Annotated in this window: 20 protein-coding genes, 2 tRNA genes and 1 pseudogene; 17 read left to right on the top strand and 6 right to left on the bottom strand. The window is 60.6% G+C overall.

From position 1 onward, the window contains the following. Positions 1-14: 14 nt before the first annotated feature. The gene (locus ACKAMS_RS15300; protein ID WP_019747923.1) at positions 15-842 is read left to right on the top strand and encodes a DoxX family protein; all 828 of its coding nucleotides are present in this window, start codon (positions 15-17) and stop codon (positions 840-842) included. A gap of 68 nt (positions 843-910) precedes the next feature. Here ACKAMS_RS15300 and ACKAMS_RS15295 read toward each other — a convergent pair whose 3' ends face one another. After that, positions 911-2,446, bottom strand: a complete 1,536-nt coding sequence (locus ACKAMS_RS15295) for an amino acid permease (RefSeq protein WP_019747924.1) — start codon at positions 2,444-2,446, stop codon at positions 911-913. Positions 2,447-2,786: 340 nt separating this feature from the next. On the opposite strand from ACKAMS_RS15295, the gene ACKAMS_RS15290 reads away from it, so the two are divergent. After that, positions 2,787-2,987 carry a hypothetical protein gene (locus ACKAMS_RS15290; RefSeq protein ID WP_408989207.1) on the top strand — a complete coding sequence of 67 codons (201 nt, stop codon included), beginning with the start codon at positions 2,787-2,789 and terminating at the stop codon, positions 2,985-2,987. 261 nt (positions 2,988-3,248) lie between these two features. On the opposite strand, the gene ilvD is transcribed toward ACKAMS_RS15290, so the two are convergent. Both ilvD and ACKAMS_RS15280 read right to left on the bottom strand, forming a co-directional pair. Beyond that, a complete protein-coding gene (gene ilvD / locus ACKAMS_RS15285) occupies positions 3,249-5,090 on the bottom strand; it encodes a dihydroxy-acid dehydratase (RefSeq protein ID WP_019747927.1) in 1,842 nt (613 codons plus the stop codon). 72 nt (positions 5,091-5,162) lie between these two features. Then, positions 5,163-5,684, bottom strand: coding sequence for a PH domain-containing protein (locus tag ACKAMS_RS15280; RefSeq protein WP_397510037.1), 522 nt, complete (start codon positions 5,682-5,684; stop codon positions 5,163-5,165). 266 nt (positions 5,685-5,950) lie between these two features. Between ACKAMS_RS15280 and ACKAMS_RS15275 the strand changes: the two genes are divergently transcribed. The 15 genes and pseudogenes from ACKAMS_RS15275 to ACKAMS_RS15205 all read left to right on the top strand — a co-directional run bounded on the left by ACKAMS_RS15275 (position 5,951) and on the right by ACKAMS_RS15205 (position 23,623). Next, positions 5,951-7,891, top strand: coding sequence for an acetolactate synthase large subunit (locus ACKAMS_RS15275; RefSeq protein WP_019747929.1), 1,941 nt, complete (start codon positions 5,951-5,953; stop codon positions 7,889-7,891). Continuing rightward, a complete protein-coding gene (gene ilvN / locus ACKAMS_RS15270) occupies positions 7,888-8,391 on the top strand; it encodes an acetolactate synthase small subunit (RefSeq protein ID WP_003944718.1) in 504 nt (167 codons plus the stop codon). Before ACKAMS_RS15275 ends, ilvN begins: the two co-directional genes overlap by 4 nt. A gap of 53 nt (positions 8,392-8,444) precedes the next feature. Further along, positions 8,445-9,446: a ketol-acid reductoisomerase gene (gene ilvC / locus ACKAMS_RS15265; protein WP_172436500.1), complete on the top strand. Its 1,002-nt coding sequence runs from the start codon at positions 8,445-8,447 to the stop codon at positions 9,444-9,446. Positions 9,447-9,635: 189 nt separating this feature from the next. Next, a complete protein-coding gene (locus tag ACKAMS_RS15260) occupies positions 9,636-11,168 on the top strand; it encodes an ATP-binding protein (protein WP_166809687.1) in 1,533 nt (510 codons plus the stop codon). Next, positions 11,161-12,141 carry a PD-(D/E)XK motif protein gene (locus tag ACKAMS_RS15255; RefSeq protein ID WP_408989206.1) on the top strand — a complete coding sequence of 327 codons (981 nt, stop codon included), beginning with the start codon at positions 11,161-11,163 and terminating at the stop codon, positions 12,139-12,141. The genes ACKAMS_RS15260 and ACKAMS_RS15255 overlap by 8 nt, the downstream gene beginning before the upstream one ends. Before the next feature lie 17 nt (positions 12,142-12,158). Further along, the gene (locus tag ACKAMS_RS15250; protein WP_408989205.1) at positions 12,159-15,122 is read left to right on the top strand and encodes a Z1 domain-containing protein; all 2,964 of its coding nucleotides are present in this window, start codon (positions 12,159-12,161) and stop codon (positions 15,120-15,122) included. A gap of 128 nt (positions 15,123-15,250) precedes the next feature. Continuing rightward, positions 15,251-15,514 (top strand): annotated as a pseudogene (locus ACKAMS_RS15245) (DNA cytosine methyltransferase); the annotation flags it as partial. Between the two features lie 219 nt (positions 15,515-15,733). Next, positions 15,734-16,345, top strand: a complete 612-nt coding sequence (locus tag ACKAMS_RS15240; RefSeq protein ID WP_240951996.1) for a DNA cytosine methyltransferase — start codon at positions 15,734-15,736, stop codon at positions 16,343-16,345. A gap of 244 nt (positions 16,346-16,589) precedes the next feature. Beyond that, positions 16,590-18,182, top strand: coding sequence for a phosphoglycerate dehydrogenase (gene serA / locus ACKAMS_RS15235; RefSeq protein ID WP_003944758.1), 1,593 nt, complete (start codon positions 16,590-16,592; stop codon positions 18,180-18,182). Between the two features lie 74 nt (positions 18,183-18,256). Then, on the top strand, positions 18,257-19,270 hold the full coding sequence (locus ACKAMS_RS15230) for a 3-isopropylmalate dehydrogenase (protein WP_019747931.1): 1,014 nt from the start codon (positions 18,257-18,259) through the stop codon (positions 19,268-19,270). 84 nt (positions 19,271-19,354) lie between these two features. Further along, positions 19,355-20,128, top strand: coding sequence for a fumarylacetoacetate hydrolase family protein (locus ACKAMS_RS15225; protein ID WP_020969311.1), 774 nt, complete (start codon positions 19,355-19,357; stop codon positions 20,126-20,128). Positions 20,129-20,517: 389 nt separating this feature from the next. Beyond that, positions 20,518-21,678, top strand: a complete 1,161-nt coding sequence (locus tag ACKAMS_RS15220) for an alkane 1-monooxygenase (protein WP_029255108.1) — start codon at positions 20,518-20,520, stop codon at positions 21,676-21,678. A gap of 73 nt (positions 21,679-21,751) precedes the next feature. Continuing rightward, positions 21,752-23,227, top strand: coding sequence for a glutamate--tRNA ligase (gene gltX / locus ACKAMS_RS15215; protein WP_070386927.1), 1,476 nt, complete (start codon positions 21,752-21,754; stop codon positions 23,225-23,227). Between the two features lie 156 nt (positions 23,228-23,383). Next, positions 23,384-23,455: transfer RNA gene (locus ACKAMS_RS15210), tRNA-Gln, on the top strand. A 95-nt stretch (positions 23,456-23,550) separates the two neighbouring features. Next, positions 23,551-23,623: transfer RNA gene (locus ACKAMS_RS15205), tRNA-Glu, on the top strand. Between the two features lie 139 nt (positions 23,624-23,762). Here the strand turns inward: ACKAMS_RS15205 and ACKAMS_RS15200 are convergent. The 3 genes from ACKAMS_RS15200 to ACKAMS_RS15190 all read right to left on the bottom strand — a co-directional run bounded on the left by ACKAMS_RS15200 (position 23,763) and on the right by ACKAMS_RS15190 (position 25,304). Continuing rightward, positions 23,763-23,960, bottom strand: coding sequence for a DUF5302 domain-containing protein (locus ACKAMS_RS15200; RefSeq protein WP_007729345.1), 198 nt, complete (start codon positions 23,958-23,960; stop codon positions 23,763-23,765). An 89-nt stretch (positions 23,961-24,049) separates the two neighbouring features. Then, positions 24,050-24,547, bottom strand: coding sequence for a pyridoxamine 5'-phosphate oxidase family protein (locus ACKAMS_RS15195; RefSeq protein ID WP_019747935.1), 498 nt, complete (start codon positions 24,545-24,547; stop codon positions 24,050-24,052). A 55-nt stretch (positions 24,548-24,602) separates the two neighbouring features. Further along, a complete protein-coding gene (locus tag ACKAMS_RS15190; RefSeq protein WP_007729342.1) occupies positions 24,603-25,304 on the bottom strand; it encodes an IclR family transcriptional regulator in 702 nt (233 codons plus the stop codon). Between the last annotated feature and the right edge of the window lie 36 nt (positions 25,305-25,340).

The following is a 25,340-nucleotide window of genomic DNA, read 5'->3' as shown; positions in this document are numbered from 1 at the left end:
ATAGGCTCACCTACGTGACTGACGAGCGAAAAGATCCCAGCGAGTTGTCGGATGCGGACAAGCCGACGGGCAACGTGTCCAGTCCGTATGACTCGCCCACCGAACAATTTCCGACGGTGAGCGCCAAGAATCCGTTGCCGCGGACCGACGACGATCTCGATTTCGGTTCCACGAACGCCAACTCGCTGACCGAACAGATACCGACATACCGAGCGCCGGGCGCGGATCAGCCGACAGTGGCTCTCGAGCGAGAAACGGCGTACGACGCTCCGATCACCGCCGTCCCCACCGCCGAAGCCGTGGCAGGGACCACCGAGACTCCGCGGGGCCGAGGCACTCTCGACCTCGGTTTGCTTGCACTGCGTTTGGCCGTCGGCGGAACAGCACTGGTGCACGGTCTGCAGAAGTTGACCGGTATCTGGAACGGGCCGGGTCTGGGCGGTTTCGAGACGATGCTGGCGGATGCCGGGTTCCAGCAGGCGAAGTGGATGGCGATCCTCGGCGCCGTCGGTGAGGTCGCAGGTGGCGCCCTCCTGATCCTGGGGTTGCTGACTCCCGTTGCGGCAGCATCGGTTCTGGCCGTGATGATCAATGCGTGGGCGCTGCGTCAGGCGAGCGCACCTGGACTGGAGTACTTCGCCCCGGCCGGTACCGAGTACGAGATGCTGCTCGGAATCTGTGCGGGCGTCATCATTTTGACGGGTCCCGGCCGTATTTCGCTCGACGGTCGTCGTGGCTGGGCAACCCGCCCGTTCGTCGGATCGCTCGTGGTCTTGATCCTCGGCATCGCTGCGGGCGTCTGCACTTGGATCTTCCTGAACGGTGCCAATCCGCTCATCTGAAACTCGCGCCGTCGAACAAACGAACCGCCGCTCTCCGAATCGGAGAGCGGCGGTTCGTCTGTGAAGGATCAGTCCTTGACGAGTACCGGGTCGGCGTTCGCGGACGGGATGGCTGTTCCGTCCTTGAGCTTGCGACCGAGGACCGACTTGCGGTGACCGTAGGCGAAGTACACGAGCACACCGATGGCCATCCAGACGAGGAACCGGATCCAGGTCTCGACCGAGAGGTTGAGCATCAGCCAACCGCAGGCGAGCACGGCGACGATCGGCACGAAGGGCACCAGTGGGACGCGGAATCCGCGCGGCAGGTCGGGGCGGGTGCGGCGTAGGACGATGACACCGACACAAACCAGGACGAATGCGAACAGCGTTCCGATGTTGACCATCTCTTCGAGCGTGCCCATCGGGAAGAAGGCTGCCAGGACGGCGACGATGCCACCGACGATCAACGTGATGCGCATCGGGATGCCCTTGGCGTTGGTCTTGGCCAGGCTGCGCGGCATGAGGCCGTCACGGGACATTGCGAAGAGGACGCGGGTCTGGCCGAGCATCATGACCATGACGACTGTCGTGAGGCCGGCCAGGCCACCGAAGTTGATGGCGGTTTGTGCCCAACCGATTCCGTTGGCCTCGAATGCGGTTGCGAGGGTGGCGCTGGAATCGCCGACCAGCGGACTGCCGTCCTTGAGTTCGGTGTACTTGACCATGCCGGTCAGGACGAGTGTGACGGCAACGTAGAGAACGGTGACGATGGCGAGCGAGCCGAAGATTCCGCGTGGCAACGACTTCTGCGGGTTCTTGGTTTCCTCGGCCGTGGTGGCGACGACATCGAAGCCGATGAAGGCAAAGAACACGAGGCTGGCTGCGGCGAGCAATCCGTAGGCGCCGTAGCTACTTCCGCCTGCACCGGTCAGCCAGGAGAACAAGGTCTGATGGATTCCGCTTGCAGAGCTCTCGGATCCTTCGGACGGCGGGATGAAGGGAGAGTAGTTCTCCTTCTTGATGTAGAACGCGCCCACGACGATGACGAGCAGGACTACTGCGATCTTGATCGCGGTAATGATCGCGGAGACTCGCGAGGAAACCTTGGTGCCGATCGCGAGAATCAGGGTGATCGCGCCGATGATGAGCAGGGCGCCCCAGTCGAAGCTGATCGACCCGATGTGGGCGGTGGTGCTGCCGCTCGCCCCGATGACGTTGCCGAGGTACAGCGACCAACCCTTGCCGACGACGGCGGAGGCGAGAGCAAACTCGAGGATGAGGTCCCAGCCGATGATCCAGGCTGCGAACTCACCGAACGTCGCGTAGGAGAACGTGTATGCGCTGCCTGCGACTGGAACGGTGGAGGCGAACTCCGCGTAACACAGCGCGGCAAGGCCACAGGCGATCGCAGCGAGAACGAATGCCAGTGAAATCGAGGGTCCTGCGACATTGCCTGCGGTTCGAGCAGTCAGCGTGAAGATGCCTGCGCCGATGACGACGGCGACTCCGAATACCGTGAGATCCTTCGCGGTCAGTTCCTTCTTGAGCTTTGTCTCAGGCTCGTCGGTGTCCGCGATCGATTGCTCGACGGATTTGGTGCGCCATATGCCGACTCCGGGCATGTATTGCTCCTTGGTTGTTTCCCGTCGACCTTGTGGGTGGCGGGCGGTGGCTGACTGTCGTCGTTGTGATGTGCGTCTCAGCGACCTGATGAGGGAACCACTGGTGAGCGCCGTGTGCAAGTCAGCTCGCTCGAACTGACCGAAATGATCACCTGACTGAAAGTCATCCCCCCTCATGTATCTGAATTGATCAGCTGGTGTCTGGAACCCTACGTCCAAGTGAATTCGCTCACGAGCCGGACGCGCGATTCAGTCTGAAATGTCTGATAGCTCATATCGTTCCGTTCGTGCTCCGCGTGTCGGCCGACTATTCGGTACCTGTCGGTCGGTCTTGTGGTCAATGAGTCTCACAGTTGCGGTACGTCCGTACCAGAATGATGTATATGTGTATCCGCGCAAGACGGCTTACAGGCCACTGAACTACGACGCAGTGGCGTTCGGTGGTGGTACTCCGACGTCTCTCGACGCTTCCGGACTCGACCGGATGTGCGACATCGCGGAATTCCGTATGGGCGCTGACCTTTCATCCGTTCTCGTGTGAAAGAAGTCCCTGGACGCTGCGCCGGCTCAGGTCGCCATGCGCATGTCCTACGTGTCGGCGTGGTTGTCGAAGGTGCTGCCGACGATGCGTACCAAACCGACGGGATGATCGGATTGGGTTGTGGTGCATGCTCGTACAACACCGGATGAAGATTTTCCGGAGGAACTGGCGTGGATCTGATCCCGATTCATCTCGCACGCTGACAGAAAAGATCCCCGGCCGAAAAGCGGCCGGGGATCTTTTGTCCGTTCGTGGCAGAACTTACGGAACGTAGCGAACCGCGCCCTTGTCGGCGGACGTTGCCAGAGCGGCGTAGGCGCGCAGGGCTGTCGTCACGGTGCGCTGACGATCGACCGGCTGCCACGGGCGCTCGGAGGCCTCCATCTTCGCGCGTCGCTCGGCGAGGACGTCGTCGTCGACCAGGATCTCGAGCGTGCGCGAGGCGACGTCGATGCGGACCTGATCGCCGTTCTGGACGAGTCCGATGACTCCGCCTGCGGCAGCCTCGGGGGAGATGTGACCGATGGACAGTCCGGAGGTTCCGCCCGAGAAACGACCGTCGGTGATCAGTGCGCATTCCTTGCCGAGGCCTGCGCCCTTGAGGAAGGCGGTGGGGTGCAGCATTTCCTGCATGCCGGGGCCACCCTTGGGGCCTTCGTAACGCACGACGAGAACGTCGCCGGCCTTGATCTTCTTCTGCAAGATGACCGAGACGGCTTCTTCCTGAGATTCGACGACGAGCGCCGGGCCCTGGAAGGAGAACAGTTCCTCGTCGATGCCGGCCGTCTTGAGGATTGCGCCGTCGAGTGCGATGTTGCCGCGCAGGACAACCAAGCCGCCTTCGACGGTGTAGGCGTTCTCGACGTCGCGGATGCAGCCGCCGGCCGCATCGGTGTCGAGAGCAGACCAACGGTTGTCCGTGGAGAACGGTTCGATGGTGCGCACGCCGCCGGGAGCCGCGTGGAAAAGCTCGATTGCCTCGTCGGTTGCCTTGCCGGAGCGGATGTCCCAGTCGTCGAGCCACTGGTCGAAGCTCTTGGTGTGCACGGTGGACACGTCGGTTTCGAGGAGTCCGCCGCGGCGAAGCTCACCGAGCAGCGCGGGGATTCCGCCGGCGCGGTGGACGTCCTCCATGTGGTAGTCCGAGTTGGGGGAGACCTTGGACAGGCACGGCACCTTGCGGCTGATCGCGTCGATGGTGTCGAGGTCGAAGTCGACCTCGCCTTCCTGCGCCGCAGCCAGCGTGTGCAGGACGGTGTTGGTGGAACCGCCCATGGCGACGTCGAGAGCCATTGCGTTGCGGAACGCTGCCGGGGTCGCGATGTTTCGCGGCAGCACCGACTCGTCGCCGTCGCGGTAGTACTTGAGGGCAGCCTCGACCACGGTGGTGCCCGCACGAGAGAAGAGTGCGTGACGAGCCTTGTGAGTTGCCAGCGTGGAGCCATTGCCCGGCAATGCGAGGCCGAGGGCTTCGGTCAGGCAGTTCATGGAGTTGGCGGTGAACATGCCCGAGCACGAGCCGCATGTCGGGCACGCGCTGCGCTCGACCTCGTCGAGGCCTTCGTCGGACACGGCATCGTTGGCAGAGGCCGAGATCGCGGTGATGAGATCGGTGGGGGCTTGGGCCACGCCGCCGACGACCACTGCCTTGCCTGCTTCCATCGGACCGCCGGAGACGAACACGGTCGGGATGTTCAGACGCATCGCGGCGTTGAGCATGCCGGGAGTGATCTTGTCGCAGTTGGAGATACACACCAGTGCGTCGGCCGTGTGGGCGTTTGCCATGTACTCGACCGAATCGGCGATGATCTCGCGGCTCGGGAGCGAGTAGAGCATGCCGCCGTGGCCCATTGCGATGCCGTCGTCGACTGCGATGGTGTGGAACTCACGAGCGACGCCGCCGGCCGCACTGATGGCCTCGGCAACGATCTCGCCCACGTTCTTGAGATGCACGTGGCCGGGTACGAACTGGGTGTACGAGTTCGCTACGGCGACGATCGGCTTTCCGAAGTCGGAATCCGTCATTCCTGTGGCGCGCCACAGGGATCGGGCTCCGGCAGCATTACGTCCGATGGTGGTGGTGCGTGACCTCAACGGGGGCATGGGCGTGTTCCTTATGTGATCGTTGCTGGTCCACTCAAATAGAAGCGAGGGCCTTTCAACGCTACTCGCGTGCTACGGGCGCTTCTCTTCGGGCTGGTCCTGTGAGTTCTCGGCGACCTCGGATTCTGCTTCTGCTTCTGCAGCTGCTTCTTCCTCTTCGGCTTCCTTGGCGGCGAAGGCTTCTGCCGCCGATGCATAGGGATCTGTGATGCGGCCGCCGCTGGCGATCGCGATCTCGGGAAGCCTGACGAAGCTGACCGCAGGCAGGGTCACCTCGGTTCCGTCGGTGAGTTCCGCGCGCGCCCAGCTGCGCTTCGGGAAGCGGAAACCCTTGACGTCGTCCCAGGCGAGGGTGCGCTTGGAGAACGTCGAGCGGACCTCGAGGCCGTCAGTGCTGACGGTGGTGCGCAGTCGCGCGACGAGATAGACGGCGATGATCGGAAGGATCAGCAACCAGCTGAAGGCGACGGGCCACCCGAAGATCGGGAAGCTGACCGCGAACAGGAGGAACGCGCACGCCATGTAAGCGAGCTGCGAAATGCGGATGACGTGCCGAAGTGGTTTCGGCGTGTGGGATGATTGAGCCGGTGGCACGGGCTGCTGCGAAGTTGACACCTCTACATCTTCGCATTGCAGCCGATGTATCTCAGATTCTGGGACGGTCGACTCACCAAGTTTGCCGTTCGCGACTAGCGCCTCTACTGTCGAGTGCGTGAAACAGAATGAGTTGCTCGTAATCGGCCGGCGCGTCGTCGCCTGAGTCGATTTTTCAACTCACCAGATAACGACGCGCCACCCTCGCTCAGCAGATGCTGACGGGGGTTTTTTGTTGCCCGGAGCCAGAATCAGAGGATTTCCCAGTGAGCGCACCAACAGCACGGCCTCAACCCACGCCGCGCAAGTCAGGGACACCGAGCCCGACAACCGCGGCTGCCGCAACCCAGACGGCCAACCGTCGCCAGCTCCCGCCTGAGCGGGTAACCGGCGCGCAGTCTGTGGTTCGAGCCCTCGAAGAGCTCGAGGTCGACACGGTATTCGGCATTCCCGGCGGTGCCGTGCTCCCGGTTTACGATCCACTCTTCGATTCGGTCAAGGTCCGCCACGTGCTCGTACGCCACGAGCAGGGTGCAGGCCACGCTGCCACCGGTTACGCCCAGGCGACCGGCAAGGTCGGCGTCTGCATGGCTACCTCGGGTCCCGGTGCGACCAACCTGGTCACGCCACTGGCCGACGCGCAGATGGACTCCGTTCCGATCGTCGCGATCACCGGACAGGTGGCGCGCTCGCTGATCGGTACCGACGGCTTCCAGGAAGCCGACATCTCCGGCATCACGATGCCGGTCACCAAGCACAACTTCCTGATCACCGACGCGATCGACATCCCGCGCATCATGGCCGAGGCCTTCTACCTCGCGGCCAGCGGGCGCCCCGGCGCCGTCCTGGTCGATATCCCCAAGGACATCCTTCAGTCGCAGACCACGTTCTCGTGGCCGCCGGAGATGCGTCTGCCGGGCTACCGCCCGGTCACCAAGCCGCACGGCAAGCAGGTTCGTGAAGCTGCACGTCTGATCGCCGACGCCAAGTCGCCGGTTCTGTACGTCGGTGGCGGCGTCATCAAGTCGGACTCCTCGCCGGAGCTGCTCGAATTGGCAGAGCTGACCGGTATCCCCGTCGTCACCACGCTGATGGCCCGCGGCGCGTTCCCGGACAGTCACGACCTCAACTGCGGTATGCCGGGAATGCACGGCACCGTTGCCGCAGTCGCCGCTCTGCAGCGCAGCGATCTGCTGATCACCCTCGGCGCGCGTTTCGACGACCGCGTTACCGGCCAGCTGAATTCCTTCGCGCCCGATGCGAAGGTCATCCACGCCGACATCGATCCGGCCGAGATCGGCAAGAACCGCTACGCCGACGTCCCGATCGTGGGCGACTGCAAAGAGGTCATCACCGAACTCATCGAGGCTATCCGTGCCGACATGGCCACGGGCACCACGTTCGAACTCTCGGAATGGTGGGCGTACCTGAACGACATCCGTCGTACCTACCCGCTGAGCTACGACCGTCCCACCGACGGTCAGCTGAGCCCGGAGTACGTCATCCAGACCGTCGGCAAGCTCGCCGGACCGGATGCCATCTACTGTGCCGGCGTCGGCCAGCACCAGATGTGGGCCGCGCAGTTCGTCGGTTACGAGAAGCCGCGCACGTGGCTCAACTCGGGCGGGCTCGGCACCATGGGGTACGCGGTTCCCGCAGCCATGGGTGCCAAGATGGGCATGCCCGACACCGAGGTGTGGGCGATCGACGGCGACGGCTGCTTCCAGATGACCAATCAGGAACTCGCAACCTGCGCACTCGAAGGTATCCCGATCAAGGTTGCCCTCATCAACAACGGCAACCTCGGCATGGTGCGTCAGTGGCAGACACTCTTCTACGAAGAGCGCTACTCCAACACCAACCTCGGAACGCACGGCGCCATCCGCATCCCGGACTTCGTCAAGCTCGCAGAAGCATTGGGCTGCCACGGAATTCGTGTCGAGCGCGAAGAAGATGTCGAAGCTGCGATCCGTGAGGCGCAGTCCATCAACGACAAGCCTGTCGTGATCGACTTCATCGTCACCGCGGACGCACAGGTGTGGCCGATGGTCGCTGCCGGAACGAGCAACGACGAAATCATGGCGGCCCGGGGCATCCGGCCGCTGTTCGACGACGACGAGGCAGTTGCCGAGCCCGCCGTCATCCACGAAGCCATGTCACGCGAGCAAGCCGGACCCGCCGCGGGCACAGGGGAGGATCAGAAGTGAGCACCAGTCACACCCTCAGTGTTCTCGTCGAGGACAAGCCAGGCGTGCTGGCCCGCGTCTCCGCACTTTTCTCCCGCCGCGGATTCAACATCGAATCCCTTGCGGTGGGCGGAACCGAGATCCCCGAGATCTCACGTATGACCATCGTCGTCACGGTCGACGAGTTCCCTCTCGAGCAGGTGACGAAGCAGCTCAACAAGCTGATCAACGTCATCAAGATCGTCGAGCAGGACGGTGAAGCATCCGTCGCTCGCGAGCTCGTGCTCATCAAGGTGCGCGCAGATGCAAGCGTGCGCACGCAGGTCATCGAAACGGTGAACCTGTTCCGCGCCAAGGTGATCGACGTCTCCCCGGAGTCCGTCACCATCGAGGCGACCGGTACTCGGTCCAAGCTGGATGCACTGCTGCGGATGCTTGATCCGTACGGTATCCGGGAGATCGTTCAGTCCGGGGTCGTGGCAGTCGGTCGAGGGCCGAAGTCGATCACGGCCACCCGCTAGTACTTTTAGACACGTAAAAATCCAAGGAGAGGTTGAGAACTGTGGCAGTCGAGATGTTCTACGACGACGATGCCGATCTGTCGATCATTCAGGGCCGCAAGGTTGCTGTGATCGGCTACGGAAGCCAGGGCCACGCCCATTCGCTGAGCCTGCGTGACTCGGGCGTCGATGTGCGCATCGGCCTCAAGGAGGGCTCCAAGTCCCGCGAAAAGGCGCAGGAGCAGGGCCTGACAGTCGGTACGCCGGCCGAGGTTTCCGAGTGGGCCGACGTCATCATGGTGCTCGCACCTGACACCGCTCAGGCCAGCATTTTCACCAACGACATCGAGCCGAACCTCAAGGACGGCGACGCGCTGTTCTTCGGTCACGGCCTGAACATTCACTTCGACCTGATCAAGGCTCCGGAGTTCGTCACCGTCGGCATGGTTGCCCCCAAGGGGCCGGGCCACCTGGTGCGTCGTCAGTTCGTCGACGGCAAGGGCGTTCCCGCGCTCATCGCCATCGACCAGGATCCCAAGGGTGAAGGCCAGGCTCTCGCTCTGTCCTACGCCAAGGGCATCGGCGGAACCCGCGCAGGCGTCATCAAGACCACGTTCAAGGAAGAGACCGAGACGGACCTCTTCGGCGAGCAGGCTGTGCTGTGCGGCGGCACCGAGGAACTGGTCAAGACCGGTTTCGAGGTCATGGTCGAGGCCGGCTACGCACCCGAGATGGCGTACTTCGAGGTTCTGCACGAGCTCAAGCTCATCGTCGACCTCATGTACGAGGGTGGCATCGCCCGCATGAACTACTCGGTGTCCGACACCGCTGAGTTCGGTGGATACCTCTCCGGTCCGCGCGTCATCGACGCCGACACCAAGGAGCGCATGAAGGCGATCCTGGCCGACATCCAGTCCGGCGAGTTCACCCGTCGCCTGGTTGCCAACGTCGAGAACGGCAACACCGAGCTCGAAGGCCTGCGCAAGGCCAACGCCGAGCACCCCATCGAGGTCACCGGCAAGAAGCTGCGCGACCTGATGAGCTGGGTCGATCGCCCGATCACCGAAACCGCGTAATTCGCAGTTTCACGCTCCACGTCTCCACTGGCCCGGTACCGCATTGCGGTACCGGGCCAGCGTCGTTTGGTGGGATCGGTAGTCTGTGTGAAAATCCCTCCGACCCCATCGTCATGTCGCCAAATTCTTTGGCTAGTTCTCCTATATTGTCCTCCCAAGATAGTGAATTCTTCTTGAATCAGGATGGATATGGCGAGCGACTGGAAATTCGAAGTTCCGACAACGGGAAGCAAGGTTCTCCCTCCAGACGCGCGGTATATGGAGGCGTTGAGTAGCCAGGGTTACGGCTTCGATGTTGCGATCGCCGACTTGGTCGATAATTCGATCGACGCGGGCGCGAAGGACGTCGTCATACACTTCGTCCGCGAAGGTGATCGATTAGTCAGCTTGTTGGTTATCGACGACGGTGACGGCATGACCGAAGAGCAATTGGATGTCGCAATGACCGTTGGTGGGCGTCGTGATTATCAAGACCAAGCTCTCGGCATGTTTGGGACGGGATTAAAATCAGCGTCGCTGAGTCATGCGTCGTCCGTGACAGTCGTAAGCAAGACTCGCACTACGCGGCCAGTTGGACGACGATGGATGATGTCGCGCGCAGTTGCCGGCTTCGAGTGTGACATTGTCGAACTGGACTACGCGCAGAGTTTGATCGACCGATACAACGGATGCCCGATCGTGTGGAACGGAACAGTGATCCGGTGGGATGGGGTCAAGAACTTCCCAAGCTCGGGCGGCGGTGGTCAGACGGATCGATATCTTCACCGTACGATCAACAAACTCGCCCTTCATCTGGGTCTCTATTTCCATCGTTTTCTGGCAAAGGATGGATTTAACATCACCATCGCTGTTGAGGACGTGGTGACGGGTACCGAGTACATGAACTTCGGCGTGGTTGCGCTTGACCCATTCGGATATCCGGTTTCTGGTAATCCGGATTATCCGCGTTCGTTCACCGCGCAGGTTCCCTCCAGCGGCGAAATTGAGTTCGAAGCTCACATATGGGTACCGAAATCAACGCGCGACGAGTACAAAGCTGTGGGGTCGGTGATGGAACGGCAGGGATTCTATTTCTATCGGCACAACCGGCTCGTGCAGGGTGGCGGTTGGAATAATTTCCGTCAACCCGATCAGCATCTTGCCCTCGCGCGAGTCGTGATTGACTTGCCTCCGGGGTCAGGCGACGCTTTCCGGCTAAGTGTGAAGAAGGAGGGTGTCGAGATGTCTCCGGAAGTTGTTGCAGCTCTCGAGACCGCCACCAGTGCCGACGGCACGGTGTTCACTCAGTACGTCGCCGATGCAGAGACGGTATACCGTGAGGCACGGAAACGTTCGGGGCAGACCCGAAAGGCCGTAATCGGGCCAGGCAAGGGGATCGACGCGAGTGTCCGAGAGACGATAGAGGATGAGTTGCCGTTGCTTGTCGGTGAAGAACCGATCTCAGTTCGATGGCAGTCCCTTGAGAACAGCGTCTTCTTCGAGATTGACCGAGAAAATCGGGCGATCTTGCTCAACCAGTTCTATCGGGCCGCACTCTTGGGTGGTCGTCGTGGCACGCTGAATGATGCTCCGCTTGTGAAGTCACTCATGTATCTCATGCTCCATCAGTTGTTCGAGAAGGAATACAGCGGACCGCGAGAGAAGGACAACCTGCAATTGTGGCAGGCAGTGCTGGTTTCAGCGGCGCGGGCGGAGTTGGACCGGATGACCGAGAATGACTGACAAAGCTACTCCCGGCGTTTTGGAGTGGTCGACAGTGGAGCATTACCTCGCTGAACGACTGGCTGCGAGCTATCGGCTGTCGCAAGTAGCGTCGCATCCGATCGTGACATATGAAATAGGCGACGATGGGCAGGAAGTCGCCCTTTGCGTGGAGCTTGAGCGTTCGCAGCAAGCGCCAAGCACACGGCTTCCGGCGATTCACGTCGATCGCATCTTGCATCGTGGCCTTCGTATGGCACGGATCCGTACGACTCAATCGGAACTGACGCGCGACTTTCATGACCTGGCATTATCGATCTCGAATCGCATTGTCATCGAAGGGTATTCACTGGACCGAGCGTTCAACGAGACGATTCGGTCATGGAGTGCCCTCTTGGATCCCGGCCAGGCGGCAACTGCGAAGCGCCGGATTGGACTGCATGGAGAAATCGCGGTTTTGATGGCAGTTGGCGAGCGTTTCGGGTGGCGTTTGGCCGTTGAATCGTGGACCGGTCCGAAGAGCGAGGAGCATGACTTTGTGTTGCCTGACTTCGATCTCGAGGTCAAAACCACAACGTCGGAGCGACGTGTTCACACCATCCACGGAATTGGGCAGCTCGATTCGTCTCCAGGGCGTCCGCTATCGCTGATCTCGATACGAATGACGCGCGGCGGAGCGGTGGGTCGGTCGCTTGCACAGTCGATCACAGCTGTTCAAACAGCACTGGCGTCCGAGGGCGTCGAGGTACAGGCTAAATTTGCGCGTGCTCTAAGTGAAAGTGGTTGGACGGACGGTTCATCAGCGGACGAGCGCTGGATCTTAAGGGACGAACCATTGGTTCTTGATTCGAAAGATGTTCCTTGCGTCGATTTTGCGGGAGTGCCTGATAAATTTCGGGACCGAATTCTCGCAATGCGCTACGACATTGACGTGACTGGTATTGAGCAACAGACCGATCCACCTGTCGATCTTAAAGACCTCCACCTACCCTGACTGACGAGGACTTGTAAATGAACGATATCGATCAGATTCGAATTGATCTTCACACCGCGGCGCTGGCTGACATGGATGCCAGTCGGCCGAAGAAACTTTTGCGCGCCTTGGCGTACCAAGCGGAGGAACTCTCCCCGACTGCCGAGAATCTTGTATCTGAAGAGGATTTTTGTATAACACTGAAGTCAGCGCAGTCAGTTGATCCGATTATCGAGAAATGGCGCCGACAGCTAACTCGATGGGATTTTATTAACAATCCAATCTGGTCGAAGTCCGAGTCTCGCACTGATTCTCGGCGCAAGGAAATCTATGACTATCTGGGATTGAGTGAGGACACCCGGACCTTGCTCAGCCAGTTAATTCCGATCGCAACAATTGACCGACCTGTGGTTGTTAGCGAGGAGTTCGAGCCCTGGTACCTGCCGGATACCACACACAGTGACGGGTGGTACTGGACAGCGTACCGGAAGCTCCTGCTTGACAAAGGCTGGTCCAACGAGGCGGTCGCTAGCCTCGATGAGGCTTCGAATCAAGTGGTGGAGCGGCTGGCGAATCCAACCAATGTTGACACCTACCAGTCCAAGGGTTTGGTCGTTGGCTATGTTCAGTCCGGCAAGACGGCTAACTTTACCGGTGTTATATCGAAAGCGGTGGATGCGGGCTATAGGTTGGTAATTGTTCTAGGTGGCACACTGAACGTGTTGCGCCGGCAGACTCAACGCCGCCTCGACATGGAACTAGTCGGTCGGGAAAATATCTTGCGCGGAACTAATGAATATGAATCCGACTACGCCGATGATCCAGCCTGGAGCCAGGATAAGTTCCTAAAGTTTGGTGAGAGGCCTTCGGTGCTCGGGGCGTTCGATATCATTCGAATGACGACGCGGGAAAAGGACTACGAGGCACTGCTGCAGGGCATCGAAGCATTGGAGGTTGAGAAGAAGGACCGCTCGCTACCGCTGTATGATCCCAAGAACCTTCACTCCTCTTCGGTTCGGTTGATGGTTGTCAAGAAGAATAAAGATGTTCTGACGAAGCTCGTCAAGGACCTCAGACGGCTAACTACACCTTTGTCTGAAATTCCCGTGCTGATTATAGACGACGAATCTGACGAAGCGTCGGTTAATACTTCAAACTTGGCGAAACCTAACGCTGAGCGCACCGCCATAAATGTTAAAATCGGCGAGTTGCTAAAAATGTTACCACGCGCGCAGTATGTTGGCTACACCGCAACTCCATTCGCCAATGTTTTCATTGATCCAAGCGATGCAGAGGATATTTTTCCGAAGGACTTCATTCTTTCGTTGCCTCGGCCGATCGGTTATATGGGCGCACGGGACTTTCACGATTTAGACTCGGCAATTCCTGCCCGAGATCGCACAATCTTCAACTCGAATGAGAAGGCTCATGTTCGGGACATTGTCACGCTCGATGACGAAGATGACGACTGCCTGCAAAAAGCGATGGATATGTTTGTATTGTCCGCCGCAGTTAAGCTGTATCGTGAGGCAGAGGGTGGTTTAGGTGATGGACATTTCCCGCATCACACAATGCTCATTCATGAATCCAGGCTTACGGACGATCATCGGGAGTTATTGGGTCGGGTGTCTAAGTTGTGGTGGAATTCCGGCTACACGAGTGCTGACGGACATGCTAGGCTTCGTGAACTTTTCGACACCGACATGGCTCCGGTATCCGTCGCTCGATCAGGGGCGCACGCAATTCCGAAGTCGTATGACGAGTTACTGAAGTATGTCGGTCCGGCCGCCTTCCGTATTGGTGGTGACCTTAAGCCAATCATTGTTGTTAACGGTGATAAGTATCTTGATACTGGCGATGCGGACTTTGACAAGCGCTCGATCTGGAAAATTCTCATCGGTGGACAGAAGCTGTCACGTGGGTTCACTGTCGAGGGTTTGACGGTGACGTATTTTCGTCGTAATGCCACCTCGGTGTCCGCATTGATGCAGATGGGACGTTGGTTCGGGTTCCGTGAAGGCTACCAAGATCTCGTTCGACTTTACCTCGGTCGTGAGGAAACAGTAGGCAAGAAGAGCGTTGATCTTTATGAGTCTTTCGAAGCTATCTGCCTCGACGAAGAGAGTTTCCGCTCGGAGTTAGCGCGGTACTCGCAGATGGAGGACGGCCGAGCGCTGATAACACCTGCGCAGGTGCCGCCGCTGGTCTCGCAGCATCTTCCTTCGTTAAAGCCGACCAGTGTAAACAAGATGTACAACGCGCAGTTGGTTGAAATGGCGAGTCCGGGGGAGTGGCGGGAGTTGACTGCATATCCCAAGAAAGTGACGGACCTCCGTGTCAACACGGCTTTGTGGACACCCATTCTGGAATCGTTGTCGTCTTTGTCCTCGCCGATCAAGATCGAGACGTCGAATGTCCCGTCCGGTGAAGAAACGGTCGCTCTAGGGTTTTCGGCCTTGGCGGGCCGGATTGGCAGTGAGCAGATTCTTGAGGTTTTCCACAGTTTGCGGTGGTGGGCACCCTCCCAGTTCTTGCCGCATCTCGCATACCTACGTGGAATTACGGATAGTGGGCTTGTAGATGATTGGCTCGTCCTGGCTCCCCAACATAATGCTGTGAAATCAGGCAACGGGTCAGCGCAGGTTGCGGACTGGGGTACCAAACATTCATATTCGTATTTCTCACGAGACCGACGACGAGACCCCTTGTTTGGGGCCATCAGCGACCCGAAGCATCGTCCAGGTCCGGTAAAGATTGCGCACAACAAGGTGAAGTGGGCAGAAGGTGACACGTCTCGAACTGGCGTGGTGGTGATCTACCCAATCCTGGAACAGTTGAATAGGCCGGAGCGTGGTTCAGTTAATAACCTAGATCCCGGCAAGGTTGTTATGGCTTTCTCCTTCGTTCCACCGTTGACAGCCCGTCGAGGTGCCGAACCACTACGGTTCACCACGCTCGACTCGTCAAGTCGTCGACCGATCATCGACGTTGTACCGGGCTGAGTGAGGCCGGATGGGGGCGGCTTCGGGCGTGCCAGGTGGGTTGGCGGCCCGAGGCAGCCACGTAAGCGGTCAAGCAGCCAAGTTAGCGATTCAAATTGTGTCGCTTGGGGCCACTAGTATCTGCTCACATGTCACCGAGTGCAGCCCCGCCGCCGTTCCAGACAGCACAGATGGTGGATCTATTCGCAGGCCCTGGCGGGTTGGATGTCGCAGCGCGATGGCTGGGCGTACCGGTCGTCGGGATCGAGTGGGATCCGAACGCTTGCGAGACACGAGCAAACGCTGGCTTACTGACTCAGCCCGGTGATGTTCGCGATTTTGGGCCGGAGTTATTTCCCGGAGCTCGGTATCTTGCGGGTGGGCCGCCATGCCAGACCTTCACGGTTGCGGGTTCGGGAGCTGGTCGGAAGGCTCTCGATCGGGTAGTCGGCTTCATCAAGCGCATGGCGTCCGACGAGGATGTTTCGGACGACGTTGGTGAATTAGATGATGAGAGGACAGGCTTGGTTCTGGAGCCCCTGCGGTGGGCTTTGAAGGCGAATGAACTTGGTCGACCCTATGAGGTGATTGTGCTCGAACAGGTGCCAGCGGTATTGCCTGTTTGGGAGGCGATGGGTGAGGCGCTTGAGGGATTCGGGTATTCGTCCAAATGTGAGGTGCTGCATACGGAGGAGTTCGGAGTTCCACAGACCAGGCGACGAGCGGTTCTCGTGGCGCGCAAGATCGGCAAGCCGAAGCTTCCTGAAGCGACGCATCGCCGATACAAACGAGGTGCTGAGCGCAGCGAAGGAACGCCAGGTTTATTGGAGTGGCAGACGATGGGCGATGCACTCGGCGAGCGTGGGCAGTTCGTAGTGATATCCAATTACGGCAGTGGGGGCGTTTCGACTGCTCGTGGGCGGCGCACCTCCGAGCAACCAGCGTTCACGGTTACCGGGAAAGTCTCACGGAATCGAGTCACATCACCGCAAGGCGTCGAAACGCGCCGGTTCAGCCATTCGGAGGCAGGTCGGTTGCAGACATTCCCGCCTGATTACCCGTGGTCCGGTCGAGACATTGCTCAGCAGATTGGGAATGCGATACCACCCCGGTTGGCTGCCCACGTACTCGCCTCGGCGTTGTTCGACGGCAAACTCGAGGACGAGTCACTGACGGCCGCAACTGATAGTTCATGGAAAGCGCACAGTGAGATGACACCCACTCTGGTCCCGATTCCGCTGTAGCCGTTTGCGATTCGACGTACGGCTGGCCGGGGAATCGCAGTTTCGGTTGTTCGCTCGTCCGCGAAACCGTTGTCGATACGAGGATGGACCGAGCAAAAGCCATAGCCCACATCCTGTCGAGAATTCGCCCTCGAAAGTGTCCACTATGTGGTATCGCCTACCGCGTTGTGGATTCGAAGTGAGCGCGCACTAAACTATCGGTGGTTAAACCACCTTCACGCCCACCTAATCAGGGAGTTTGCACGTGAGCCAGCCTGGCCGTCCCGTTGTTCTGATCGCCGACAAGCTCGCGCCGTCCACAGTCGAGGCGCTCGGTGACGGTGTGGAGGTGCGTTGGGTCGACGGACCCGACCGCCCGGCGCTGCTCGCCGCGGTACCCGAGGCCGACGCGATTCTCGTCCGTTCCGCCACCACCGTCGACGCCGAGGTTCTGGCCGCAGGCACCAAGCTGAAGATCATCGGCCGCGCCGGTGTCGGCCTGGACAACGTCGAGATCCCCGCAGCCACCGAGCGCGGCGTGATGGTCGTCAATGCACCGACCTCCAACATCCACTCGGCAGCCGAGCACGCAGTTGCTCTGCTCATGTCGACCGCTCGCCAGATTCCCGCAGCAGACAAGACCCTGCGTGAGAACACCTGGAAGCGAAGCAAGTTCAACGGCGTCGAGATCCTCGGCAAGACCGTCGGCGTTGTCGGACTCGGCCGCATCGGCCAGCTGTTCGCGCAGCGTCTCGCCGCGTTCGAAACCACCATCATCGCGTACGACCCCTACTTGCCCGCAGCTCGCGCCGCGCAGCTCGGCATCGAACTGGTCACCATCGACGAGCTCGTCGAGCGCGCCGACTTCATCTCCGTGCACCTGCCCAAGACCAAGGAAACGGCCGGCCTGATCAACGCCGAGCGTCTCGCCAAGGCCAAGGACGGCGTCATCATCGTCAACGCCGCCCGCGGTGGTCTGATCGACGAAGACGCGCTCTACGACGCACTGGTCTCCGGCAAGGTCCGCGGCGCCGGTCTCGACGTGTTCAGCACCGAGCCGTGCACCGATTCCAAGCTCTTCGAGCTCGACAACGTCGTTGTCACCCCGCACCTCGGAGCATCGACGTCCGAGGCTCAGGACCGCGCAGGCATCGACGTGGCGAAGAGTGTTCTCCTCGCTCTGGCGGGCGAATTCGTTCCCGAGGCTGTCAACGTCTCCGGCGGCCCCGTCGGAGAAGAAGTTGCTCCGTGGCTCGAGCTGGTCCGCAAGCTCGGTCTCCTCGCTGCGACGTTGTCGCCCGAAGCTGTGCAGACCGTGCAGGTTGTCGCCACCGGCGAGCTGTCTGCCGAAACCGTCGACATCCTCGGCCTGGCCGCACTGCGCGGCGTGTTCTCCGCCAGCAGCGACGAGGCCGTCACGTTCGTCAACGCTCCGGCACTGGCCGAGCAGCGCGGCGTGACCGTATCGGTCGAGAAGCACTCCGAGGCTCTTGCTCACCGCAGCGCGGTCGAGGTTCGCGCAGTTGCCGCGGACGGCACGGTCACGTCGGTCACGGGCGCACTCACCGGTCTGCAGCAGGTCGAGAAGATCGTCAACATCAACGGACGCAGCTTCGACCTGCGCGCCGAGGGTCACAACATCGTCGTTCACTACAGCGATCGCCCGGGCGTTCTCGGTGTCCTCGGCACCGTGCTCGGTAACGCGGGCGTGGACATCCTCGCCGCAGCACTGAGCCAGGATGCCGAAGGCGAAGGCGCAACGGTCATCTTGCGCGTCGATCGCGTCGTCGGAGACGCCGAGGTCGAGGCAATCGTCTCGCAGCTCGACGCTCGCGTCGCCCAGGTCGACCTTTCCTGATTGTTTTTGCTGTGCGCCTTTATTAACCGCCCGCGGTTAATAAAGGCGCACAGTTCTACTGAGATGAGGACTCCATGAAGCTTGCGGTCATTCCGGGCGACGGAATCGGTGTCGAGGTCACAGCCGAAGCACTCAAGGTGCTGGGTAAGTTGGTTCCGGATCTGGAAACCACCGAATACGATCTCGGTGCCCGTCGCTACAACGCCACCGGCGAGTTGCTCCCGGCGGAAGAGCTGGACCAGATCCGTCAGCACGACGCAATCCTGTTGGGCGCCATCGGTGATCCGCGGATCGTCGCACCCGGCATCCTCGAGCGTGGTCTGCTGCTGAACATGCGTTTCCAGCTCGATCATCACGTGAATCTTCGCCCCGCACAGCTGTACCCGGGTGCGCTGTCGCCGTTGGCGGCCCAGCCGGAGATCGACTTCGTCGTGGTTCGTGAAGGCACCGAGGGCCCGTACACCGGTAACGGTGGAGCAATCCGCGTCGGCACCGATCACGAGATCGCGACCGAGGTGTCGATCAACACCTGGTTCGGCGCCGAGCGTGTTGTTCGTTATGCATTTGCGTTGGCGCAGACACGTTCCAAGCACCTCACCTTGATTCACAAGACCAACGTGCTCTCCAACGCGGGCGCAATCTGGACGCGTGCGATCGAGACAGTCGGGGCCGAGTACCCGGACGTCGAGACCGCGTACTGCCACATCGACGCTGCCACCATCTACATGGTGACCGACCCGTCGCGGTTCGACGTCATAGTGACGGACAACCTCTTCGGTGACATCATCACCGACCTGGCCGGTGCCGTGACCGGTGGAATCGGTTTGGCCGCAAGCGGAAATATCGACGCGTCCGGTACCAACCCGTCGATGTTCGAGCCCGTGCACGGCAGTGCTCCGGACATCGCCGGCAAGGGAATCGCAGATCCCACCGCCGCGATCCTCTCGGCCGCACTGCTTCTTCGCCATCTCGGACGCGAGGACGACGCCGCTCGCGTCGAGGCTGTGGTCGCTGCCGACCTGGCTACCCGCGGTGAAGGCCCCATCTCCACGACGGAGATCGGCGACCGGATCACTGCAGCGCTGTAAGGATTTCTTTCACGAGACTGACGCGCGTAAGCCTTTCGGCTTGCGCGCGTCAGTCGTTTCCGGCACCCCGATAGACTGGCCAGTATGCGTCTTGGTCGAATTGCCAGTCCCGATGGTGTTGCGTTCGTCAGTATCGAAGGTGAAGAGGATGCCCTCGTCGCCAAGGAAATTGCGGAGCACCCGTTCGGGAACCCCACCTTTACCGGCCGAAGTTGGCCGCTCGCCGATGTTCGTCTGCTGGCTCCGATTCTCGCCAGCAAGGTGATCTGTATCGGCAAGAATTATGCAGATCACATCGCGGAGATGGGCGGCGAGGCGCCGGCTGATCCGGTGATCTTCCTCAAGCCCAATACGTCCATCGTCGGCCCGGGCGCCCCGATCGTCTTGCCTCCGACGTCCAACGAGGTGCATTTCGAGGGTGAACTCGCGGTGGTCATCGGTCAGCCTTGCAAAGACGTACCCGCGGCGAAGGCGTTGAGCGTGGTCCTGGGCTACACGATCGCCAACGACGTATCGGCGCGAGATCATCAGCGTCACGACGGGCAATGGACGCGCGCGAAGGGCCACGACACCTTCTGCCCGCTCGGTCCGTGGATCGAAACCAGCCTCGATGCGTCCGACGTCGACATCAAGACCGAGGTGAACGGTCAGGTCAAGCAGGACAGCAGCACGGCCTTCCTGCTTCACGACATTCCGAAGATCATCGAGTGGATCTCGGCGGTGATGACCCTCCTTCCCGGCGACGTCATCCTCACCGGAACCCCCGCCGGAGTCGGCCCGATCGTCGACGGCGATTCCGTGTCGGTCACGGTCTCGGGGATCGGCACGCTCACGAACCCGGTGACCGCCAAGAACTGATCTGACCCGGTTCGTCCGTCATGTGACTACGGAGGCCCCATCCCCACCGGATGGGGCCTCTGTCGTGGTGTGAGTCGAGAGGTGTCTGTCAAAGAAAAGTTGCAAGATGGTAACTAACGCCGGATGCCCGATTGGGATTGCCTTCCGGTTCGAGATAATCGGGCCCTGGGACTGACCTGCGGGTTTCATGAGCCAGGCGAAGCTTCACCCATGATCCTCCTGGCGTTATGTCTGATTTGGTGAGGTTGGGAGGGTTCGCCCCGCGGTTTGCTGCCGCGGCTCGTAACAGACCAAATTCCCTGAAATGTAACGCTGAGCAGTAGGGTGGCCGATAACTGGATAGAAGCCGATGGGGCAATCGAGTGGATTGCGCAGAAACGTGGTGATACATGACGACCTTCGCGGAAGCATCCCGGACAGCGGCAGAGCATGCGCGGAACGGGCAGCGGCCGGTGTGGCGAGACAAGAAGCGCTACCTGTGGCCACTGGGTTTGCTGGTGCCCCTCAGTCCGTTCGCTGCGTGGTTCCTGGTCGACAAATTCAGTCTCGGGCTCTTCTGGGCCATCGGGGCCTGGCTCATCGTGATCGTCATTCCCCTGATCGATCTACTGGCGGGCGAGGACGGTAACAGCCCACCGGACGAAGCGATCCCTGAATTGCAAGAGGATCGTTTCTACCGCTGGTGCACGTATCTGTTCCTGCCCCTCCAATACGTCGGTCTCGTGTTCGTCGCCTGGTGCTGGGTGAATGCGCCGATGGCGGCGGGGGAGAAGTTCGCGCTCGCGATGACTGCCGGCGTGGTTGCCGGTGTGGGGATCAACGCGGCGCATGAATTAGGGCACAAGAGCGAGAAGCTCGAGAAGTGGCTCGCGAAAGTAGCGCTGGCGCAGTCCTTCTACGGCCATTTCTACGTCGAGCACAACCATGGTCACCACGTCCGTGTCGCGACGCCGGAGGATCCGGCCAGTTCGCGATACAAGGAAAACTTCTGGTTCTTCTTGCCGCGCAGTGTCATCGGCGGCTTGCGCTCGGGATGGCGGATCGAAAGCGCTCGCCTGCAGCGTCAAGGCAGACGGACGTGGAGCTATCGGAACAACATCCTGAACGCGTGGGCGATGAGTGTTGTCCTGTTCGGCAGCCTGATCGCGGTGTTCGGGTGGGAAATCGCGCCGTGGCTGGCCGTTCAGGCGATTGCCGGATTCACGTTCCTCGAGACCGCCAACTATCTCGAGCACTACGGCTTGCTACGTGCGAAGCGGCCTGACGGCTCGTACGTTCGCTGCTCGCCCGAGGACAGCTGGAACAGCGACCACGTCGTCAGCAATCTGTTCCTCTATCAACTTCAGCGTCACAGTGACCATCACGCGAATCCGCGTCTGCGGTACCAGAGCCTGCGCAGTGCGGCCGAAGCGCCGCAACTTCCAGCGGGTTACGCGGTCATGATCGTGTGCGCGTGGGTGCCGCCGCTGTGGCGAAAGGTCATGGACAAGCGACTACTCGCCTACTACGACGGTGACATGACACGTATCAACGTCTTGCCGGGTAAGTGATCGGCGGGATGGAGGAAGCGCTGCGGGACTAACCTGTAGTACGACCATCCATCATCGCCGAGCCAAGTGAGCCATGACCAACAGCGAAGTACGCGTCCGTTTCTGTCCGTCACCCACCGGAACCCCGCACGTAGGTTTGGTGCGCACCGCCTTGTTCAACTGGGCATTCGCACGACACCACGGCGGCACGTTCGTGTTCCGTATCGAAGACACCGATGCGCAGCGCGACAGTGAAGAGTCCTACCAGGCCATCCTCGACGCCCTCCGCTGGTTGGGGCTCAATTGGGACGAGGGCCCGGAGGTCGGTGGGCCGCACGCACCGTATCGCCAGTCCGAGCGTCGCGACCTGCATCTCGACGTCGTTGCCAAGTTGCTGGCCGCGGGCGAGGCCTACGAGTCCTACTCGACCAATGAAGAGGTCGAAGCGCGACACAAGGCGGCCGGACGCGACCCGAAGCTCGGATACGACAACTTCGATCGCGACCTCAGCGACGAGCAGCGCGCTGCCTACGTCGCCGAGGGTCGCAAGCCGGTCGTCCGCCTCCGGATGCCCGATCACGACCTGACGTGGAACGACCTGGTTCGCGGCGAGACCACGTTCAAGGCAGGCACCGTTCCGGACTTCGCGTTGACTCGCGGGAACGGTATTCCGCTGTACACGCTGGTCAACCCCGTCGACGACGCGTTGATGAAGATCACTCACGTACTGCGCGGTGAGGACCTGCTTTCCTCGACCCCGCGTCAGCTCGCGTTGTACGAGGCTTTGATCCGCATCGGTGTCGCCGATTTCACACCGTCGTTCGGGCACCTGCCGTTCGTGATGGGTCAGGGCAACAAGAAGCTTTCCAAGCGCGATCCCGAGTCCAACCTCTTCATTCACCGCGATCGGGGCTTCATTCCCGAGGGACTGCTGAACTACTTGGCTCTGCTCGGGTGGAGCATTGCCGACGATCACGATGTCTTCTCACTCGACGAGATGGTTGCGGCCTTCGACGTTTCGAAGGTCAACTCCAACCCTGCCCGCTTCGACCAGAAAAAGGCCGACGCGATCAATGCCGAGCACATTCGCTTGCTCCAGCCGGCCGACTTCGCGGCCCGCCTGAAGTCGTTCCTGGTGGAGCACGGCCACATCAGCGCCGACGTCGATGAAGCCACGTTCACTGTTGCGGCGGACCTCGTGCAGACGCGCATCGTCGTCCTGTCCGACGCGTGGGATCTGCTGAAGTTCATGTTCGTCGACGAGGCGTCGTTTGCTCTCGATCCGGCCGCGGCGGCAAAGAACCTGAAGGAAGACGCTGGTCCGGTTCTGGACGCGTCTCTTGCGGCGCTCGAGGCCACCTCGGAGTGGACTGCGGCCAGTATCGAGGAAGCGCTCAAGAAGGCCCTCATCGAGGATCTGGAGCTCAAACCGCGTAAGGCCTTCGCTCCGGTTCGGGTCGCGATCACCGGCTCTCACATCAGCCCTCCGCTGTACGAGTCGATGGAATTGCTCGGTCGTGAGGTCTCGATTGCTCGGTTGCGCGCCGGTAGGGCAGCGGTAACCGCCTAGATCGGACGGTCTTCCGGCCGAAAATGAAGCAAAAACCTCCCGTGACCATACGATTTGGTATTTGGGGCAGGGGTACTGGTAATCTTCTTTTCGGCCGGAGACGAGCCGCCGAGCACAACAGCGAAGCGGATCGGGCAAGGCTGGTGAGCAAGACCTTGGGGTATGGTGTAATTGGCAACACAGCGGTTTCTGGTACCGCCATTCTAGGTTCGAGTCCTGGTACCCCAGCGGAAATCCGGTCGATTTTGTGGCCGGACTCAGACAAGCTAAGCTTGCTGAGCATCCAAGAGCAAGACTGAATACCACGTTTAAAAGCGTGTCCTGGCCCCGTCGTCTAGCGGCCTAGGACGCCGCCCTCTCAAGGCGGTAGCGCGGGTTCGAATCCCGTCGGGGCTACAAAGGAAAGACCCTCCGATCATTGATCGGAGGGTCTTTTCGTATGTATGGGAAATGTTTCCGGCGATGCGAAAAACGATCACCCCCAGTCGAATTCGACTGGGGGTGATCGTCATCTCACTCTGTTGTCCGCGATCGGCTATCCGCTCTTACGGCGGAACTCTCGCTTGTGATCGGCCGGGCCATGCGTGTTGTGGACCTTGGACTGTCCGTCGCGATGGTCGGTCGATTTGGCGTTCTGATGATTCTTCCGTTCGAGGGCTTCACGGAACTTTCGTTTGGTTTCCTCCGATTGGGATTCGGGTTCCGACGGGGTGTTGCTGTCGAGATCGCTCATATGCTCACTCCTTGTTGTTGGGCCTGTTGGTGAAACTACGCCGGCCCGAATTCGAAAGCTCGTGAATTTCGCTTCACGAATCTCGGGGTCTACGGCGATGGTGCAGTAGAACCGGAAAGAGGCATCGCAGGCATCCCGAGCTTGCGGTGATCCCACGAACGAGTTCGATCGGGAACGAACCGTACCGCGACGCGCTTGTGGAGCATCGCGTCGACGGCCGGGCGGAGATCCTCTGTGTACGGGCCCGTGTATCGCTCCCAGACACTGATTCCCACGGCAAAGAGAGCTTCCGGATCCTCGACGATCACTCCGGTGCCCTCCATCGAGACTCCTCGCAGCGTGTCGTACGTCAGACCGTCTTCGATCAGGACGGACATACGGGTGTCCCGGCGAAGATTGACCGCCTTCTGCGACTTGGCTTTGGTTTCGAACCAGATTTCGCCGTCGACTATCGCGAACCACATCGCGATCAGGTGAGGCATTCCGTCGGCGCTCAACGTCGCCATCGTTGCCGTACGGCTCTTTTCGACGAAGCTCGAAATTTCGGTCTCGGTCATCGTGATCTGACTACGCTGTTTTCCTGCCATGGTCGCGTCGTACTCCTACGTGCTCGAGGATCTGAAGGCCTTACTGTGTCACGAATTACAGACGCTTGTGGAGCGCTTCGGCAGCTGCGAGAAGGTCCGCCGCCCAGCGGGCTCCCGGTCGTCTACCCATCCGATCGATGGGGCCGGAGACCGAAATCGCGGCAATGACAGCGCCTGCCGAGTCTCGGACGGGAGCCGCGACGCTGGCGACACCCGGCTCACGTTCGGCTGCACTCTGTGCCCAGCCGCGCCGGCGAACCTCGAGGAGCACTCGTTCGCCGAACGACGCATCGGCGAGAACGGTCCGTTGGGTTTGTGGATCTGCCCATGCGAGAAGGACCTTGGCGCCGGAACCGGCATTCATCGGCAGCCTGGCCCCGACGAGAACTGTGTCGCGAAGGCCCGTGGGCGGTTCCATCGACGCGACGCAGATGCGTTGGGTGCCTTCCCGGCGGTACAGCTGGACGCTTTCGCCGGTGATTTCGCGAAGGCGGGGGAGGATGAGTCCGGCCGCAGCAATGAGTGGATCATTAGCGGTGGCAGCGAGTTCGGCGAGTCCGGGTCCTGGGCACCACTGACCATCCGAGTCGCGTGTGAGGAGTCGATGGACTTCGAGACCGACGGCGAGTCTATGGGCGGTCGCGCGCGGCAAACCGGTTCGTGCACAGAGTTCGGTGAGGCTGCACGGTTCCTCAGCTACTGCATGAAGAACGCCCATTGCTTTGTCCAGGACGCCGATGCCGCTATGCTGTCTCATAGGTCGATACCAGTTTCTCGCATAGTGGGATGATAG

This window comes from Rhodococcus sp. 5A-K4, assembly GCF_046097995.1.
GTDB classification, from domain to species: Bacteria; Actinomycetota; Actinomycetes; order Mycobacteriales; family Mycobacteriaceae; genus Rhodococcus_F; species Rhodococcus_F erythropolis.
Note: the sequence above shows the minus strand (reverse complement) of the source record. Positions and strands in the feature narration are given on the sequence as shown.

Bases quoted from the DNA above. Each gene is read 5' to 3' on its own strand.
- ACKAMS_RS15295 (WP_019747924.1), bottom strand. From the start codon at position 2,446: ATGCCCGGAGTCGGCATATGGCGCACCAAATCCGTCGAGCAATCGATC.
- ACKAMS_RS15290 (WP_408989207.1), top strand. From the start codon at position 2,787: ATGAGTCTCACAGTTGCGGTACGTCCGTACCAGAATGATGTATATGTG.
- ilvD (WP_019747927.1), bottom strand. From the start codon at position 5,090: ATGCCCCCGTTGAGGTCACGCACCACCACCATCGGACGTAATGCTGCC.
- ilvC (WP_172436500.1), top strand. From the start codon at position 8,445: ATGTTCTACGACGACGATGCCGATCTGTCGATCATTCAGGGCCGCAAG.
- ACKAMS_RS15260 (WP_166809687.1), top strand. From the start codon at position 9,636: ATGGCGAGCGACTGGAAATTCGAAGTTCCGACAACGGGAAGCAAGGTT.
- ACKAMS_RS15255 (WP_408989206.1), top strand. From the start codon at position 11,161: ATGACTGACAAAGCTACTCCCGGCGTTTTGGAGTGGTCGACAGTGGAG.
- ACKAMS_RS15250 (WP_408989205.1), top strand. From the start codon at position 12,159: ATGAACGATATCGATCAGATTCGAATTGATCTTCACACCGCGGCGCTG.
- ACKAMS_RS15240 (WP_240951996.1), top strand. From the start codon at position 15,734: ATGGGTGAGGCGCTTGAGGGATTCGGGTATTCGTCCAAATGTGAGGTG.
- ACKAMS_RS15230 (WP_019747931.1), top strand. From the start codon at position 18,257: ATGAAGCTTGCGGTCATTCCGGGCGACGGAATCGGTGTCGAGGTCACA.
- ACKAMS_RS15225 (WP_020969311.1), top strand. From the start codon at position 19,355: ATGCGTCTTGGTCGAATTGCCAGTCCCGATGGTGTTGCGTTCGTCAGT.
- ACKAMS_RS15220 (WP_029255108.1), top strand. From the start codon at position 20,518: ATGACGACCTTCGCGGAAGCATCCCGGACAGCGGCAGAGCATGCGCGG.
- gltX (WP_070386927.1), top strand. From the start codon at position 21,752: ATGACCAACAGCGAAGTACGCGTCCGTTTCTGTCCGTCACCCACCGGA.
- ACKAMS_RS15200 (WP_007729345.1), bottom strand. From the start codon at position 23,960: ATGAGCGATCTCGACAGCAACACCCCGTCGGAACCCGAATCCCAATCG.
- ACKAMS_RS15195 (WP_019747935.1), bottom strand. From the start codon at position 24,547: ATGGCAGGAAAACAGCGTAGTCAGATCACGATGACCGAGACCGAAATT.
- ACKAMS_RS15190 (WP_007729342.1), bottom strand. From the start codon at position 25,304: ATGAGACAGCATAGCGGCATCGGCGTCCTGGACAAAGCAATGGGCGTT.